The organism is Butyrivibrio sp. YAB3001, assembly GCF_900112195.1.
GTDB lineage: Bacteria > Bacillota > Clostridia > Lachnospirales > Lachnospiraceae > Butyrivibrio.
This window is the reverse complement of record NZ_FOKR01000002.1, coordinates 89,877-107,357: the sequence shown is the minus strand read 5'-3', so window position 1 is coordinate 107,357 and position 17,481 is coordinate 89,877. Positions and strand designations below refer to the sequence as shown.

At 38.2% G+C, this 17,481-nt stretch carries 19 protein-coding genes; all 19 read right to left on the bottom strand.

Annotated elements, in window-relative coordinates; all coding sequences use genetic code 11:
• Nucleotides 1-9: 9 nt before the first annotated feature.
• Nucleotides 10-879 carry a respiratory chain complex I subunit 1 family protein gene (locus BM086_RS00465; RefSeq protein ID WP_092321783.1) on the bottom strand — a complete coding sequence of 290 codons (870 nt, stop codon included), beginning with the start codon at nt 877-879 and terminating at the stop codon, nt 10-12.
• Nucleotides 879-2,699 (bottom strand): NADH-quinone oxidoreductase subunit 5 family protein, encoded by a 1,821-nt coding sequence (locus tag BM086_RS00460; RefSeq protein ID WP_242952099.1) that lies wholly within the window; start codon nt 2,697-2,699, stop codon nt 879-881. The genes BM086_RS00465 and BM086_RS00460 overlap by 1 nt, the downstream gene beginning before the upstream one ends.
• A gap of 143 nt (nt 2,700-2,842) precedes the next feature.
• Entirely contained in the window at nt 2,843-3,139 is a 297-nt protein-coding gene (locus BM086_RS00455) for a metal-sensing transcriptional repressor (RefSeq protein ID WP_092321780.1), read from the bottom strand.
• 99 nt (nt 3,140-3,238) lie between these two features.
• Nucleotides 3,239-3,682 (bottom strand): MarR family winged helix-turn-helix transcriptional regulator, encoded by a 444-nt coding sequence (locus BM086_RS00450; RefSeq protein WP_092321777.1) that lies wholly within the window; start codon nt 3,680-3,682, stop codon nt 3,239-3,241.
• A 38-nt stretch (nt 3,683-3,720) separates the two neighbouring features.
• The gene (locus BM086_RS00445) at nt 3,721-6,147 is read right to left on the bottom strand and encodes an HAD-IC family P-type ATPase (protein ID WP_092321773.1); all 2,427 of its coding nucleotides are present in this window, start codon (nt 6,145-6,147) and stop codon (nt 3,721-3,723) included.
• 162 nt (nt 6,148-6,309) lie between these two features.
• Complete coding sequence (gene minE, locus BM086_RS00440; protein ID WP_092321770.1) at nt 6,310-6,582, bottom strand: cell division topological specificity factor MinE; 273 nt, start codon at nt 6,580-6,582, stop codon at nt 6,310-6,312.
• Nucleotides 6,583-6,599: 17 nt separating this feature from the next.
• Nucleotides 6,600-7,379, bottom strand: coding sequence for a septum site-determining protein MinD (gene minD / locus BM086_RS00435; RefSeq protein WP_092321767.1), 780 nt, complete (start codon nt 7,377-7,379; stop codon nt 6,600-6,602).
• Nucleotides 7,380-7,407: 28 nt separating this feature from the next.
• Nucleotides 7,408-8,151 carry a septum site-determining protein MinC gene (gene minC, locus BM086_RS00430; RefSeq protein WP_175560040.1) on the bottom strand — a complete coding sequence of 248 codons (744 nt, stop codon included), beginning with the start codon at nt 8,149-8,151 and terminating at the stop codon, nt 7,408-7,410.
• A gap of 143 nt (nt 8,152-8,294) precedes the next feature.
• Complete coding sequence (gene tsf, locus BM086_RS00425) at nt 8,295-9,248, bottom strand: translation elongation factor Ts (protein WP_092321761.1); 954 nt, start codon at nt 9,246-9,248, stop codon at nt 8,295-8,297.
• A gap of 92 nt (nt 9,249-9,340) precedes the next feature.
• A complete protein-coding gene (gene rpsB, locus BM086_RS00420) occupies nt 9,341-10,093 on the bottom strand; it encodes a 30S ribosomal protein S2 (RefSeq protein ID WP_092321758.1) in 753 nt (250 codons plus the stop codon).
• A 306-nt stretch (nt 10,094-10,399) separates the two neighbouring features.
• The gene (locus tag BM086_RS00415) at nt 10,400-11,305 is read right to left on the bottom strand and encodes a hypothetical protein (RefSeq protein WP_092321755.1); all 906 of its coding nucleotides are present in this window, start codon (nt 11,303-11,305) and stop codon (nt 10,400-10,402) included.
• 26 nt (nt 11,306-11,331) lie between these two features.
• Entirely contained in the window at nt 11,332-12,420 is a 1,089-nt protein-coding gene (locus tag BM086_RS00410; RefSeq protein ID WP_092321752.1) for a DUF6115 domain-containing protein, read from the bottom strand.
• Between the two features lie 65 nt (nt 12,421-12,485).
• On the bottom strand, nt 12,486-12,878 hold the full coding sequence (locus tag BM086_RS00405) for a hypothetical protein (protein ID WP_092321749.1): 393 nt from the start codon (nt 12,876-12,878) through the stop codon (nt 12,486-12,488).
• Between the two features lie 137 nt (nt 12,879-13,015).
• Nucleotides 13,016-14,593 (bottom strand): DUF342 domain-containing protein, encoded by a 1,578-nt coding sequence (locus tag BM086_RS00400; protein ID WP_092321746.1) that lies wholly within the window; start codon nt 14,591-14,593, stop codon nt 13,016-13,018.
• 13 nt (nt 14,594-14,606) lie between these two features.
• The gene (locus tag BM086_RS00395) at nt 14,607-15,380 is read right to left on the bottom strand and encodes a FliA/WhiG family RNA polymerase sigma factor (protein WP_092321744.1); all 774 of its coding nucleotides are present in this window, start codon (nt 15,378-15,380) and stop codon (nt 14,607-14,609) included.
• Nucleotides 15,381-15,476: 96 nt separating this feature from the next.
• A complete protein-coding gene (locus BM086_RS00390) occupies nt 15,477-15,821 on the bottom strand; it encodes a hypothetical protein (RefSeq protein WP_092321743.1) in 345 nt (114 codons plus the stop codon).
• Nucleotides 15,818-16,303 (bottom strand): chemotaxis protein CheD, encoded by a 486-nt coding sequence (locus tag BM086_RS00385; protein ID WP_092321742.1) that lies wholly within the window; start codon nt 16,301-16,303, stop codon nt 15,818-15,820. The genes BM086_RS00390 and BM086_RS00385 overlap by 4 nt, the downstream gene beginning before the upstream one ends.
• Nucleotides 16,304-16,318: 15 nt before the next feature.
• Nucleotides 16,319-16,951 carry a chemotaxis protein CheC gene (locus BM086_RS00380; protein ID WP_092321741.1) on the bottom strand — a complete coding sequence of 211 codons (633 nt, stop codon included), beginning with the start codon at nt 16,949-16,951 and terminating at the stop codon, nt 16,319-16,321.
• A 14-nt stretch (nt 16,952-16,965) separates the two neighbouring features.
• On the bottom strand, nt 16,966-17,460 hold the full coding sequence (locus BM086_RS00375) for a chemotaxis protein CheW (protein ID WP_092321740.1): 495 nt from the start codon (nt 17,458-17,460) through the stop codon (nt 16,966-16,968).
• Between the last annotated feature and the right edge of the window lie 21 nt (nt 17,461-17,481).

The following is a 17,481-nucleotide window of genomic DNA, read 5'->3' as shown; positions in this document are numbered from 1 at the left end:
CTTATATTCTTATTTCAATACGTTAAGAATCAACAGATTGGTTCCTGCAAATACAAGAATCACACTCCATGTAACGATGATCATAGTCTTATATTTAACTCTTGGGAACAAATTATCAATAAGTGTCTCAAGGAAAAATACAACAATAATTGCAAGTATAGCCCAAACTCTGCTGATCGGGTTTGAAGTGATAAAGAACATTCCAACAATACCCATCATAAGAACTAAATCATACCATTCAGCGATTTCCACCAGTGCAAGGTTTCTACCTGAAAGATCTGTTGTAAGACCTTTAACCATTTCCTGATGCATATGGTGTGATGTACTAAGATCAAAAGGAGATTTTCTAAGCTTGATAATAAGTATAAATACAAAACCAATGAAAAATCCCGGAATCTGAGCAATTGCAGGTAAGTCACTCTTAATAAGGTCCTCAACCATGAAACTGCCATTTGCATAATAGAAACCGATAGCAACCAAAAGTGTCATAGGTTCATAGCACATCATCTGTAAAAGTTCACGCTGCGCACCCATGATACTGTAAGGTCCGTTTGTAGAAAATGCAGCAAGTACAAGCATAACTTCTGACATGGACAAAGCAAAGAATACAAGCAGCATATCGCCACCGCCAAAGAACAGAGCACCTGTAAATACTGTAAAAATAAGATAAACAGTTACAAAAAGAACCTGAATGCTGTTAACAACAGTAGTCTGTTTATGAAGGAGCTTATTTACATCATAAAAAGGCTGAATAAGTGGCGGGCCCTGCCTTCCCTGCATACGAGCAGCAAATACTCTGTCAGTACCGGACAAAAGACCACCAATAAATGGTGCCAGAAGAATATAAAGAATCGCTTTTATTATCATACCAACAGTCATTATAAAGCACCTCCAACTACTACAATAAGCATTACAAGAACCAGTACGGTTGAAACCCAGATTGAAGGCCATAATAGCTTCTTCTCACCAAAGAAATCTTCCATATACCAGTTAGACATGTAAAGTGCTCTTTCCTTACCAAAGGAATCAATATAATGTCTGTCATCACCAGCATTAACACCGGCAACATAAGACATTGTCATCTTGCTGTCCTTACCAATTGAAAGGAATCTGGCAGCAATAGGAATCATGAATATCATGCATACCATAATGATCATAATGATAACATCTCCACCACCGATAACATCCGGAATCTTTGTGTGGAATGCTTCGTCAAGAAGTGGCTGGATCATCACTTCTGAAATCTTAGGGAATGCAAAGCACATGATTACAATCATCGCAGTGAGTGGGAACATAGAAACCATCTCACTTCTAGGTGTAATATCCTCAAGCTCAAATGACTGATGGATTACTGTACAGATTTTTCCAAGCCACTTAGCCCAATAGAACAGAGTACTTCCTGAACCAAATACAAGGAAAAGAACAAGCCATACAGAACCGGAATCTACGAATGACTTAAGAGCAGCCCACTTGGAAACAAGCATACCAAATGGAGCCATGAACATTCCACAGATACCAATGATCATGATAAATGCAAGTCTTGGAAGCTTAATGATAAGACCATGCATATCTTCTACATCTCTGCTTCCCATACAGTTTTCGATATCTCCGACTGTCTGGAAAAGAAGTGACTTTGATACAGCGTGGAATAAAACAAGCATAACAGCAGCCCATACACCTTCAGTAGTACCTGTACCTGCGCAGGCTGTTATAAGACCAAGGTTTGAAATTGTTGAATAAGCAAGAACTTTTTTACCGTCACTTACAGTAATAGCAAGAAGTGAAGCAGCAAAGAAAGTAAATCCACCAATTACGGTGATCATAACACCTGTTAAAGTGCCTTCCATGACAGGTGAAAGTCTGATAAGCATATAAACACCAATCTTAACCATTGTTGCAGAGTGAAGCAACGCACTTGAAGGTGTTGGTGCAACCATGGCTCCAAGAAGCCAACGTGAAAATGGGAACTGAGCACTCTTTGTAAGTGCTGCAAATGCAAATAAAGTAACAGGAATAATTGCAGCAACTGCTGTATTATTGCCGGTTATATCACTAAGATTTGAGAAACCAAGTGCCATATTTGCATACATTAAACCTGCAGCAAAACCACATCCACCCAAAAGGTTCATCCAGAGAGCCCTGAATGAATTATCAACAGCTTCCTGAGTTCTTGTATAACCGATCATAAGGAATGAACAAACACTGGTGATTTCCCAGAAGAAATAAATCCAACCGAGATTATCGGAAGAAATAAGTCCAAACATAGCTCCTAAGAAAACAAACATAAGAGCAAGGAAATAATTTGAACGATCAGCTACATCAGTATGATGATGGTGGTAATCCTTCATATATCCTGATGCATAAATGCAAATAAGAATACCAACAATACCAACGATCAGATACATAACTGCAGCAAAAGTATCAATTCTGAGATGAGTATTGCCTTCTACAACATTACCGGACAGGTCCATCCATAGCACCGGAATTGTTCCTGCACATGATAAAAGAATCGCATAATACTTTTTATACTTGATACTAAGGAAACAAACAAGTCCCATCAGGAACAGCTCGCCTACCATTATGCATTTGTCCTGAGTATGCGTTGCCTCCAAATATAAAAACTGCGTTTTATCATCGGACATCAATACGTTTACTGCAACATAAATCGCTGCAGCCATGATAGAAAAACCACCTATCATAATCACAGCACTTCTCAAAGGACTTGCCTTTTTTAGAAGACCAATTATTATTGCCATAACGAAAGGAAATAAAATAAGAAAGAAAACTAAATAAGGAATAACCAAGGTCATACGCCCCTTTCATACGATTTTTTCATGATAACTCATGAATTTTTCATAAATTTGTCGATAGCTTCATTCAACTCTATGATAGCTTCTTCATCTCCATCCTCTAAAGCATGTACGATACAATGACTGATATGCTCTTTAAGAATTTCTTTGCCACAATTGTTGATTGCAGACTTTACAGCAGAAAGCTGAATTAGAACCTCTGAACAGTCCCTGTCATCTTCAACCATTTTCTTAACAGATTCAAGGTGTCCGATTGCCTTGGAAAGTCTGTTAGAAATTGATCTTATATGCTCCGGATCATGGTGATGTTTATGGGTATGTGAACTCATAAATACCTCCAAAGATAAGTGTGCGTTATTTTTATGAAAAATACGCACACTTTGAACGATGTTAATTATATTTCTAATATAAGAAAAATGCAATAATGATTATCTTACATTTCTGATAATCTTGTATAAAAGATTATACAATAATCTGCTCTCGTCAGGAGTCAGATCAACGCAGCAACCCATTTGAGCCGGTATACTAATTGCTTTATCTTTTAACAGCTCACCCTCTTTAGTGATGGATACTACAAGGTTTCTTTCATCCTGACTGGATCTTTCTCTTTTGATGTAGCCCTTGGATTCAAGTTTTTTCAAAACCGGTGTAAGTGTGCCGGAATCAAGATATAAGCTTTCTCCCAGGGTCTTGACATTCACAGTTTTCTTTTCCCAAAGAACCATCATTGTTATGTACTGTGTGTAGGTAAGATCAATATCATCCAGATAGGGCTTATACTTTCTGATAATTTCCTTTGCACATGCATAAAGCGGAAAACAGATCTGATTTCCCAATTTCAATGCTTCATATTTTTCATCTTTTTCGCTCATATATTTCTCCTGTAAAAAATGAATTGAATACCATTTAATTATATCATAACTTTATTTTTTGTTTTACCATTCTCAAACTTTTTTTCAATACTTGTAAACAGCATAGTAAGATATCTCATAAAAGGTTCCGTTGCAATCGCAAAAAGTACAAATAACATTATACATTTGATTGAAACATAATTTATCGAGAACAGATCATGAAATACAACTGCTCCAACTATCATGCCAATGATACATCCTATAATAACACGTAAACGGTATTTATTCAGCGGATAAGATATATTGATTAGAATGATAAAGCCCACTATAGCAAGAAGAAATGTTGATGCTACAGAAATATCCTCTGATGTCACTCCAAATGTATTACCAAAAACAACCAAAGCAGCTATTGCAAAGAAATCAGTAAGTGCAGCAGGCATAGCTTTTAATAATACTTTTATCAAAAAACTACCGTCAATTCGTCTGTTGTTAGGCTCCATTGCCAGGAAGAACCCCGGAATACCGATATTTACGAGACTAACCATTGTAATCTGAGATGGCTGCAATGGGTATGAAACAACACTTATAATTGAAAACAGAGCAAGCAGCAATGAAAAAATGTTTTTAACAAGGAACAAGGTTGCCGTTCTCTCAATATTGTTGATATTTCTGCGTCCCTCAGAAACAATTTGGGGCATCTTTGAAAAATCACTATCAAGAAGAACTACCTGTGCTGCCTGAATAGCTGCATCAGATCCGGCTGCCATGGCAATTGAACAGTCAGCATCTTTCATTGCAAGTATATCATTTACTCCATCGCCTGTCATTGCAACAGTATGTCCTGCTCTTTTTAACGACTTTACTATTTTTTGCTTCTGTTCAGGAGATACTCTTCCAAAGATCGTATATTTTTTAACTGCATCAGGGATATCTCCATCATCCAGTGTACTTGCATCAATGAATCTGTCTGCATGGTTTATTCCGGCATGTCTGGCCACTTCGGAAACAGTAACAGGACTATCGCCTGAGATTACCTTAATGTCCACTCCCTGTCTCCTAAAATACTCAAAAGTTTCCGGAGCATTCTCTCGTACAGGATTTTGTAACAAAATGAATGAAAGAGGTACAATTTTAGCATCTTTAAGGCTTGTTTCCGGCACTTTGAGTGAAATTGATATTTCATCATCTGAAACGATAGCTTCCCCATCAGCTCCACCACGATACTGTCCAAAGCAAAGAACCCTAAGTCCCTTAGCCGCATAAGAATTGATGACCCCGGAATAATTTTCAAATTCGTTCCCAAGAACAAATTCAGGTGCTCCCAGGACATATGTCGCATCATCGAACTGAACAGCACTATATTTATACTTTGAAGAAAAAGCATGGAAACTCAAGCATGTTCTGTTTGTAGAATTTTTGAAATAGTTCTCCAAAGCCTGCATCGTAATATTATCATCCGGCACACATCCAATATAATCCGATATCAGCACCAGAATATCGTTAAAACGGTCAGGATTATCTTTTTCAAAATTGTCACACAGAACCGCATCTGCAACCAGCATGCTATTATCTGTAATAGTACCAGTCTTATCAACGCATATAGTATCTACTCTTGCCAGGCTTTCAATGCTTCGCATATCGTGAAGCATTACTTTATTCTTGGCAAGTCTGATTGTACTAAGAACAAGAGTAATGCTAAGGAGCAGATAAAGACCTTCAGGTATCATCCCAATTAAAGCCGCTACAACAGAAGGGACTGTTTCCGAAAAAGAATTTCCCTGTAAATAAAATCCCTGTACAAAGAGAGCAATGCCTATCGGGATAATGGCAATACCCGCCGCTTTTACAATCTTATCAATTGACCTGACCATTTCAGATTGCTCTGATGAAGACAATCTTTTTGCTTTTAGCATCAGTTTGGATATGTAAGAATCTGCTCCTACTTTTGTAAGCTCACAGAGACATCTTCCTGAAACCACAAAACTTCCTGACTTAAGTTCTGAGCCCTTAGTCTTTACTATTTCATCCGCTTCACCAGTAAGTAGCGCCTCATTTACAGCGATTTCCCCATCAATCACTACTGCATCTGCGCATATCTGGCATCCACCCGTTAAAAGAACAACATCACCCAAAACAAGCTTTTCAATAAAAACTATATCTTCAGAACCATCTCTTATGGCAGTTGCTGTCGACTGATTTATCACACTAAGCTTATCAAGGATTTTCTTAGCCTTGAGTTCCTGAAAAATACCTATAAGAGAATTGCATATTATTACAGGTAAAAAAGTAAGCGAATTCCATGCTCCTGATATTATCAGTAAAATAGCCATTATCAAAAAGATAAGATTAAAATATGTAAATATATTTTCTCTTACAATGTCTTTGGCAGTTTTTGCAGTGTTGTCAATCTGAACATTTCCAAAGCCCTTTTTGTATAGTTCTTTTGCCTCCGAAGTAGATAGCCCAACATTATATTCTTCATACATATTTTGCCTCACAAAAAATCGAGTAGAAGACAATTTTCGTCTCTCTACCCGATCATAATTAGTAATTATACGTTTTATATCCCCATATTTACGTATTCTTAAAAAGCTCAAACGACCGCATTTAAATTCAGTCTTTATAAGAACATAAATCTAATAATATTATCACTTAGCATGATTCATATTCTTGATAGGAATATTAGCATAAAGAGCAGGAACTGTCTTTCCATCATTTTCCGGATCAATCTGAGTAATGTTGATATCGATCCCTTCCATATCAATTTCAGCATATTTAGATAAAACTTCTATAATATCGCTTCTGATCCTCTGCATAACTTCAGGGGAACATGTTGCTCTATCGGAGATAAGTACCATCCTTAAGCGGTCTTTTGCGACATCGCCTGAAGATTTCTTTTTGAAAAGATCTGAGAATTTCATTATAAGTCCCCCCTATATTATTTTTTTCTAAACCAGGAAAAAATACCTTTCTTAGCATCAAGATCAAGGAATGGAATCTGCTCGCCAGTAACTCTTCTGCAGATATTCATGTAAGCCTGACCTGCAAGTGAGTTATCGCCAACAAGTGGTTCACCATTGTTAGTTGCAATAACGATATTCTCATCATCAGGAACCTGACCGATAAGTTCAATTGAAAGAATATCAACAACATCCTCAGCTGACATCATATCGCCCCTCTTAACCATATCTGTACGCAGACGGTTAACGATAAGATGTGATTTTTTAATCTCATTTGCTTCAAGAAGACCAATAATTCTATCAGCATCACGAACTGCTGATACTTCAGGAGTAGTTACTACAAGTGCTCTGTCTGCTCCTGCAATGGCATTCTTAAATCCCTGTTCAATTCCGGCAGGGCAATCAAGAATAATGTAATCAAATTCTTTTTTAAGTTCATCTGTAAGATTCTTCATCTGCTCGGGTGTAACGCTTGTCTTGTCCTTAGTCTGAGCTGCAGGTAAAAGAAATAAAGAATCGTATTTCTTATCTCTTATAAGTGCCTGCTTAATCTTGCAATTTCCTTCAACTACATCAACAAGATTATAAACAATCCTGTTCTCTAGACCCATAACCACATCAAGATTACGTAATCCTATATCTGTGTCGATAAGAACAACTTTCTTATTGAGCTTAGCTAATCCGGTACCGATATTAGCAGTTGTAGTTGTTTTTCCAACTCCGCCCTTTCCAGATGTTACTACTATAACTTCTCCCATGTTATCCTCCTGTAATAACGATAGTTTATTATTTACTATATTGTCTCAAAAAAGAAGGTCCAAACAATGTCTTAACAATATGGCCATTCTCTATATATGCTACTTCAGGTTCATTAACTGAATCAGTTGTCTTTTTCCTCTTAAATCTGATTTTGGGACCTTTTTCTGCGTCAGGAGAAATTGCAATAGCATCGGCAATTCTCACCTGAAGCGGATTAAGATTAAGTGCCATTACAATTGCGTTCTTATCTCCGCCTGCACCTGCAAAAGCATTACCACGCAGTTCACCAAGAATAAATATACTACCATATGAAGTAACATTTGCTCCCGGTTTAACATCTCCCAATACAATGACATTTTGTTCACAGGAAATATCCTGACCGGATCTTAAATTTCCAACAAAAACTCTGCCATTTCCACCATTATCAACAATCTGTTGAATCTCTTTTGGATTTTTTTCAGCTTCCTTCTTCTCAGGGGGCTGAGGGTTAAGAGCCTGTTTGAATAACTTCTCAGTTTCAGATTCTTCATCAATTATGCATATGATATTAAGCTTGGTATTCTCCTTAATAATCTCAAGCACATCGCTCTGTTCATCTTCAGAAAGCTTACGTCCTCTGATTATTAGCCCCATATCATGTTTACCAAGGAATCCTGATGCCTCAACAAAGCGATTCTTAATCTCTTCTCTAAGAAGCGTATAGTTCACAGTAGAGTTCAGTACCAGAATAATACCTGATTTAGTTCCTTTAATTGTAACTGCCTGATTCAAAATAAGATCACCCAACCTTTGTTAAAAATCATACCGTAATAGTATATAACAAAATCAAAGATAAATCGAGTAATTTGCTGTTAAAAAGAATAATGAAAAAGAAAAAGGCTTCGGAAGAAAATCCGAAGCCATAATAATTAAAATTAGTTAAGACCAGCTGCCTGCTTTGCTACTTCCTCAGCAAAGTTCTCATTCTTCTTCTCAATTCCTTCGCCTGTTTCGAAACGAACAAATCTCTTAATAGAAAGCTTTGCATTGTTTGCCTTGCCAACCTGTGCAATGTACTGACCAACAGTCTGCTTTCCGTCTTCTGCCTTTACGAAAACCTGCTCGTTAAGGCAGATTTCCTTAAGCTCTTTATTAAGACGTCCAATAAGCATCTTCTCGATGATTTCCTGAGGCTTTCTCTTTCCTTCAGGAAGCTCTTCATTCTCTTTCATAGCCTGAGCAAGAAGAATTTCTTTCTCATGGTTTCTGTATTCTTCAGATACATCCTCAGTAGCAACATACTTAGGGCTAAGAGCTGCAACCTGCATTGCAACGTTCTTTACTGCATCCTTAATGTCATCATTAACAACATCTGTCTCAGCTTCAACGATAACTGAGATTCTTCCGTTGCCGTGTACATAAGGAACAACGATACCGTTTGATGCAACAACCTTTTCAAATCTTCTGATGCTGAGCTTTTCAGAAATAACTGCTGTGATTTCAACAAGAGCATCATTAACTGACTTTGTTTCATCCTGGTTCCACTTCTCAGCCATGAATGACTCTAAATCCTTAGAATCTGAATTAACAGCCTGAGTAGCTACAGCTTCTACAAAGCTCTGGAACTTCTCATTCTGAGCAACAAAGTCTGTCTCAGAGTTAACTTCAACAACAGCTGCTGTCTGATCATCCTTTACTGCGATTCTTGTAAGACCTTCAGCTGCGATTCTGCTAGCCTTCTTTTCAGCCTTCATGATACCATTTTTTCTAAGGTATTCTACGGCTGCGTCCATATCTCCGTTAGTCTCTGTAAGAGCCTTCTTGCACTCCATCATACCTGCGCCAGTTGACTCACGTAACTCTTTAACCATTGCTGCTGTGATAGCCATTTAATTGTCCTCCATATTTTTAAGCTTGTAGCCAATCATAAATGATTGGCTACCTGATTATTCATATATTATTAAGAAATAACTGCTCTGAATTATTCGTTAACTTCCTGAGCTTCTTCTTCAGCTGCATCAGCAACATAATCAGCTGCAACATCAGCTTCTGCACCCTGGTTAGCTTCGATAACAGCGTCAGCCATTTTACCAACGATAAGCTTTACAGCTCTGATAGCATCGTCGTTACCAGGAATGATGAAGTCAAGTTCTTCTGGATCGCAGTTTGTATCACCGATACCGATAAGAGTGATTCCAAGTGCTTCTGCTTCCTGAATGCAGATTCTTTCCTTCTTAGGGTCAACAACAAAGATAGCGTCAGGGATTCTCTTCATATCTCTGATTCCGCCAAGGTTAGCCTGAAGCTTAGAAAGCTCTTTCTTAAGCTGAGCAACTTCCTTCTTAGGAAGAACATCAAATGTTCCATCTTCCTGCATCTTCTCTATAGCTTTCATTCTTGCGATTCTGCTCTGAATTGTCTTGAAGTTTGTGAGCATACCACCAAGCCATCTCTCGTTTACATAGTACATTCCGCAACGTTCAGCCTCAGTCTTAACTGCATCCTGTGCCTGCTTCTTAGTACCAACAAAAAGAATTGTGCCACCCTGCTGTGCAATCTCAAATACTGCCTTGTAAGCCTCATCAACCTTTACAACTGACTTCTGAAGATCGATAATGTGGATGCCGTTTCTCTCTGTGAAGATGTAAGGAGCCATTTTAGGGTTCCATCTTCTTGTCTGATGTCCAAAATGAACACCTGCTTCAAGTAACTGTTTCATTGATACAACGCTCATGATAATACCTCCATTTGGTTTAATCTTCCGTATATCCCTGGCCCGCAAAATCATGAACGCGTTAAATTCATGCCGGACTCCCAATCTGATCATCACCTTGATGACACCGGAATGAGAATTAGATATACGTGTATATTTTAGTTACTGCTTTGTGCAGTCTGTTTCAAAAGGCATAGTAATCCTTCAACCAACAGCCTTATAATATTATCACAGCATTTTTAGAATTTCAACACATTTCTAAAAATAAATAATCATAAAAAAAGAAGCTACTAATTTATTTTAGTAGCCCCTCAATATAAACCTGGTTTATTTCGTGCACAGTATTTCCGCAATATCAAAATATGAAGAACCAGCAGGAATTGTCTTAACGCCCGAGCGAATAATTCTATCCTTTTTATTCTCAATCAAATACTTGTTAAATGCAACTGAACTGTCTATAATTCCTTCATCATACAAGAGTCTTGCAACCTGATCTGAACCATATCCACCGGGTACAGTAACTGTCTTAGTCTGAGATACTTTAAAATTAGTACTTGTGACAGGCGGTGTTTCCACTGAAGATGAAGCAGATGCACCGGCGCTAAGAGCAGTATCGCTTTCAGGAATTTCTTTTACCTGTTCTGAAGTACTGCTCGTAGCTAAAGCTTCACTACTTGCTGCTACAGAAGCTGAAGTACTAGTATCCTCAGCTTTTATCTGGCTTGTATTACTTGTAGACTCATCTGACTTGGCCATAGCCAACTCGTTTAATCTCTCATTTAAAGAAGCTAATGAACTTGATTCATCAATATTTGCTACAGTCTCATTTTCTTTTACCGGAGTTTCTGTATTGGATGTTGTAACAGACTCAGTACTTTCTGCTGAAATTCCAGTCTCTTCTGTTTCCTGAGTTTCTCCTTCTTTCGCATTTTCATCCACCGAAGAAACCGGTTTACTTGATAAAGCGACTTTTTCGTCGACTTTTTCAAATATTTCCTCTCCTGTTTTATCCAATGATGAACCGGATGCAGATGCATTCTCATTCGACTTGTCTCCGTTGTTATTCTGGGCCAGGACGCTACTGTCAGGTTCAACCATGCCAAGTGCCTTAGCACGCTTAATAACTTCAGCATTGCTAATAGTAGCTTTTCTTCCTCCGAGAGCGAACCCCATCACCATCGCAGTAAGAATTATTCCTATTCCCATCCCCCTCATATAGTATTTTAATTTCATATATCCCCTAAGTCCTTAGTGATTTATTATCTAACCTTTCGATGTTTGTCCGAAAGATCGATTACAAGTTTAACTTCACCAATTCCCATGCCTAATTCTCTAGCAATAACCATATTGGATTTGCCGGCTTTATGCATTTCAATGATTCTTCTGTTCTGAGTTGCAGGATCATTTGCTGTAAGCTCATGCATATTTTTGTCCGGATTATAAGATTTACTATCTGCTCTCATAGCATCGGTTAACTGAACAACTTTAGCTGAAGTATTATTCTCAGACTTGCTTCCTATTACATGAAGGCTTGAAAGCTGATCAGAAGGTATAACTTCTGCATGAATGTCATTAAGTTCTTTTACGTCATTCCTTTCAATATAGCCACTGTCCTTTCTGCGGACAGGTCTTGGAGCATCACTGCTGACATTCTGAGTCTGTGCACTCTTTTTAGCAACCTGATTAGCTTTAGGTGTCTCCTTAGGAGCTGCAGGCTTGTCTTTTTCCATATAAGGAATTCTGATTCCGCTTAGTGTATCAGTTTCTTCATCTAAAAGAATTGCCCTTACATTTTTTTCGCGATGAGAAAGTGCTGCGCTGCTCGCAAGATTTGAAGTTGCTGCCTGTGCCTCTCTTGCTGTAGTAACAGCATCTCTCGCAGCGGCTTCAGCATCCCTTGCTGTTGCTTCAGCATCTCTTACAGTAGCCTCTGCATCACGTACAACCTGCTTTGCTTCATTAGTCTTCTTGGCCACTTCAGAAACTACACTGTTTAAGTTCTTATGTTTATCATTTAACATGTCGTACATGAACATAACTTCGTTATGATTCTTGGTTATGTCATTTATTACAGTATCTGAATACTCATTTATCGCCGAAAGTTTTTCATTTGAAATTCGTTCCATTGCTCTTTCGGTTCTGTCCAGGGTGTTATCGACGGTATCATCAACCATGTTCTCGATGGTTTCCTTCTGATCTTCCACTTCACGCCGAACAAGCTCACGGATTTCTCTTTCCATGAACTTTTTGTCAGTATCATTAACTTCCTTGTTCGCAGGTAGAAGGTAACCTAGTACGATAGCTGCGAAGCCTGCAACTATGAGAACAATCTCAGTAATACTTATCATCTCCGCCCAAATCCCCTATAATATTCAATACATAATTATACAATAATTTCGTTAATTCTACAAACTTATATCTTTAGATCAAAGCCGGATGAAATGCTAAAATCAACAGGTTTTCCGTTCTTATCAAGGACGTGTCCTGCAAGCTTTTCCATCTTTTCTACTGACAACTGTTTTTCAAGTAAAGTATTTTTACTGTCATTGCCCTTAGAGCCTTTTCTGTTGCGACCTCCATCACCGAAATATTCATTACTTCCTTTTTCCTTGGCATCTGAATGCAGTTCCCCCTGACCTACATCGTCCTTGGAAGTAATCTGACTTCGTTTATTATCAACTTCCTGATTAAACTGTGTTTGAAAATTACGTTGATCCATTAAAGGCCTTGCTTCTTCAGCCGCCTTTATATTCCCCACTTCACTTGATGCAGCCATCACGCCAAAATCAATCCTGTTAATTGACATGGTAGACCTCCTTCCAAGCTAATTGTACCATGAATTAGCTTTTCTCAACAAATAATATTACAGATATTTAAGAATATATTTATAATATTATTATCGAAAACAAGTGAAGTTTTCTTTAGCTTTATATAAAAAATATTTTAGATTGGTGCAAGTCTTACATCACCGTCCTTAACGACAAAGCGGCTATACTGTACCGGCTTTTTAACTATCATTGAAAGTTCACCTATATTTACTGTCGTTCCAGGATAAGCAGTTCCTTCAACAATAACTTCCGCATCTTTTTGTTCAGCCAGTTTCTCCATCAGATTTGTATATTCTTCAGAATCCTTCTGTACCTGCTCGGTAAGTGTTTTGTTAAGAGCTATGAGCTTTTGAACATTTGCTATCTGATCAGGAGTGAGCTTTGCTCCGGCCTTTATCATCTTCGAAAATCCTTCGACTGTAGGCTTTATTCCTTCAATCTTCTTCTGAGATTCTGCCATTTCTTTCTGCAACTCTTTTAGTCTAATCTTAATCTGCGGATCTGCACCTACTTCTATAATAGTATTTGCTCCCATTTCAGAACCGAGAACCTTTGCCTGAATCTTATCGGCAGCACATACTTTTCCGCCTGCAATAAAGCCTTTTTTACCTGTAACATTTATCTCTGTGCCGGATGTAACAGTGGAATGAAGGATACATTCGCTTGTAATTCCGCCTTTAGCTGCAAGAGTTGCATTTTCAACGAACTTAACAACTATATTTCCATCTGCGCTTATATTGCCGCCTGCCTTGACCCCGCGTTCAAGAATAACATCCGCTCCGGAAATAAGAGTTGCATCTTCTACTATTCCTTTAACAACTATGTTTCCACCGGCTTTAACACTAAAGTTAGAGGCAACTATACCCTTAACCTCAACGCTTCCTTCACAGTCAATATTTCCAGTTGCAAGATCCACATTCTCAAGGACAAGAACATCTGAAACCGTTACTTTTTCTTCTTTGATAGTAACATGACCTGCTTTGGTGGCAGTAAGAGTAAGCTTATCGTCAGATAACTGAGTATTTTTACCATATTTAATATGCGCTGGCTTTACAGAAGCAGGTCTTATATTTTCACCGTGAATATTTATACCTGGTTCACCCGGAATTTCAGGATGCAAGGTTGCAAGAAGATCGCCTTCTTTTACATTATTGATAAGATTAAGGTTAAAATAGTCAACGCTTCCATCATCTCTAAGTGCAGGTTTTGGACGATTATTGACTGTAAAATGATATTCAACGCTGGCATTTACACCCTGTTTTACAGCTTTACCCTCAGCAATTAGAATCCTTTTGCAATAGGTTCTATGTTCAAAAAAGCTATGGATATCGTCTTTTTTTATGCCATACTTAATTTTTTGATAATCAAGAGTGCCAAGAAATTCTTTTTCTGTCATTAATTCAGCGCCCTCTGTCGGAGGATAAAAAACAACTGTAGCGCTCATCCTATCCTTGGCAATATTAATTATGGCGCATTCACGCTCCGGCAACACCTTTGCTTCAGTGATCATAAACAGGTCATCAACGTGATTCAAAAGTGCTTCTTTCAACTTAACAACATCATATTGGATTTTTTTATCATCAAGATAGTCCATTATCATGGTGACATCAATTGGCGCGCCACCATCTAAAGGTTTGAAAAATTTTATTCCTGTACCCTTATCAGTTATTACCAGCTGAAAATATCCATCCATAACATTTCCTCGATTATCTTGTATTAGTAACTATTCCTAAATATGTCCCAAGCTTGTCACGCATTTTCTGGAGCGCTTTTGTGTGAAGCTGAGATATACGTGATTCCGACACCTCCAAAACCTCACTTATTTCTTTAAGATTCAGTTCTTCATAATAATAGAGCAAAATGACCTTTTTCTCTTTCTCAGTAAGAAGTTCAAGTGATTCAGCAAGCATCTTTTTGAGTTCTTCTTTCTCAACTGCCTCTTCAGGCTTGATAAATCCGGCATTCCTGTTATTTACATCCTCAGGAATATCTGCTCCCTGATCCATGAACTCGTTAAGAGACACAACACCTGTGACCTTCATCTGATTTTGCCAGTTCTGATACTCATCTTCTGTAATATCCATCTTGGCTGCAATCTCAGCATCTGTTGCCACATGCCCTGAATCTCTTTCTATTTCGCGGATGGCCGTTTCGATTTTTTTCTGCCTCTGCCTTATAGTTCTGGGTATCCAGTCCATTTTTCTTATCTGATCAAGGATAGCACCCCTTATTCGAAGGCTGGCGTAAGTTTCAAACTTAACATCCTTCATGAGATCGAATTTATCAATAGCATCTATAAGGCCAAAAATCCCATATCCAACAAGATCATCATATTCCACATTAAAGCCTAGATACATGCTAAGTCTGCCGGCAACAAGCTTAACCAGCGGCGCATACTCAAGTATCAGCTTTTCTCTTAGATCAGCTGCTTTAGTACTATAATATTCGTCCCATAATTTATTTCTTGCTGCTTCATCCATGACTACATCCCCATACCGTCATTATTTTTTGCTACAATCAGTCCCATAAAACCGATAATAGCATCCTATGAAAAAACAAAAACGAGATAAAACCATTTAGAATAGACGGGAATTTGCTTCATCATCCTGAATAACACCAAGGCTATCCCCACTCTCTGCTTCCATCGCTGCTCTTGCCTGCATTTCGATGCGCTTAGCTTCTTCCTTCTCAGCTATTGCTTTCTCATAATTAATATCAACAAAACGACTTATCATCTTTTCGATAATAAGACCAAGTATCAAAAAAATGACAATTGATGCAAAAACGATAACAAACCAATCCCCCACTGGATAATGTTTAAAGTACGCAAATATGGCAATGATCGAAGTACTAAAAAGCACTATCAGTGGTGTGATCAGCTTAGTATTCCATTTTTTCAGTTCTTCATTTTCAGTATTCATATAATTTTCTCAGGCTTTCCAACAGCCCTAATCACGAAATTACCATTTTCTGGATAAAATATGACCGTTCTACCATACGAATTACCCGTGTCCTGTGCAAGAACAGGAATGTTCATTTCTTTTAGCTTTTTTAGTGTTGCCTGAACATTTCTGTCACCAACACGCATGGTCGCATTATTCGACTGAAAAGCAAACATCTGGGCACCACCGGCAATTTTTGCAACAAGCCTTGACCTGCTGGCACCTTTTGCAACAATTTGTTTTATCAGCTCTTCAATTCCTGTATCTGCGAACTTTGGTATGTTGGAATTGTTCTTAATCTCGGTAGAATCCGGCAGCATTATATGTGCCAATCCACCAATTTTAGTCACAGGATCGCGCACAGCAATACCAACGCAGGACCCAAGTCCCAGCGTAGTAATGCCATCGGGGCTAACACAAATATTCAGATCAGCCATACCAACCTTTATAATTTGACTCATATGTCGCCCCTTCGCTTAAATTGTAATATCTCCCATTCCAAGTGAAGAAAGAATCTTACTATAACCATCTACATCAGGTAGCAAAATAAAATATCCACTAAGTTTAAGTTCATCAAAGAACTGTGTTTCGATTAGAAGAATCTTATCGCCCATCATTCCAAACTGTATTGCCGGAACGCTTAAAATAGCACCAGCCATGTCAATTGCAACAAATGGAATTGACGGAACAAGCTTAAGATTAGTCATCATTGATAATGAATTGAGGTAAGAACCTGTGATGATATTTCCGACCTCTTTAAGTGCAGATAACTCAACCTCGTCAAAATCTGCCTCATCCGGTTTATGTCCGGTTCCCATCAGTTTATCAACAAGGTGTCTTGCTGCTGTCTTGTTAAGAAGGAACATAATACTTCCGTCGATATCTCCTTCAACAGCAAGATAAATACCAGCCATTATCTGTTCTGCTCCGCCCATCATGTCGCCAACATCTTTAAAATCAAGAAGTCTTACCTGCGGAACCGACATATCAACCTTGGTTCCGATCATCTGAGCCAGTGCAGTTGTTGCATTTCCCGCTCCAATGTTGCCCAGCTCTTTCAATACGTCGAAATACTGGCTGGACAAATTGTCTAAACTCATATCACCCATTTATATTCCTCCGATCAGCTGGCATTAGATGCCTTTTCTTTTACATCCTTCTCTGCTACAACTGCTTCCAGATCTAGAATTGAAACAAGACCGCCATCATAATGACCTACGCCACTTACAAATGTTGCATTTGTTTTACCTTTTTTATCATCATAACGCATTTTTTCAACGTTATTTGCATCAAGTGTAAGTACCTGATTTACCTGATCTACGATAATTCCAACCAGATCCCCACTCTCAGTTTTAAGAATAATTATTCTTGATTTATTGGTAATGACATCCTCAGAAAGTCCCATTTTCATTCTTACGCTCATAACAGGAACAATCTCACCACGGATATTGATTACCCCTTTAAGATAATCATCTACCTTAGGAACACGCGTGATCTGCTGCATCCTAACGATATTATCTATAAATTTGATGTTTATGCCATACTGTTCATCGTCGATTTTTATAACAATGTATTGGATAAGTTCTCCTACATCAGCGTTATCTCTAAGTTCATTCATATCGCTTTTCTTCCTTTCTAC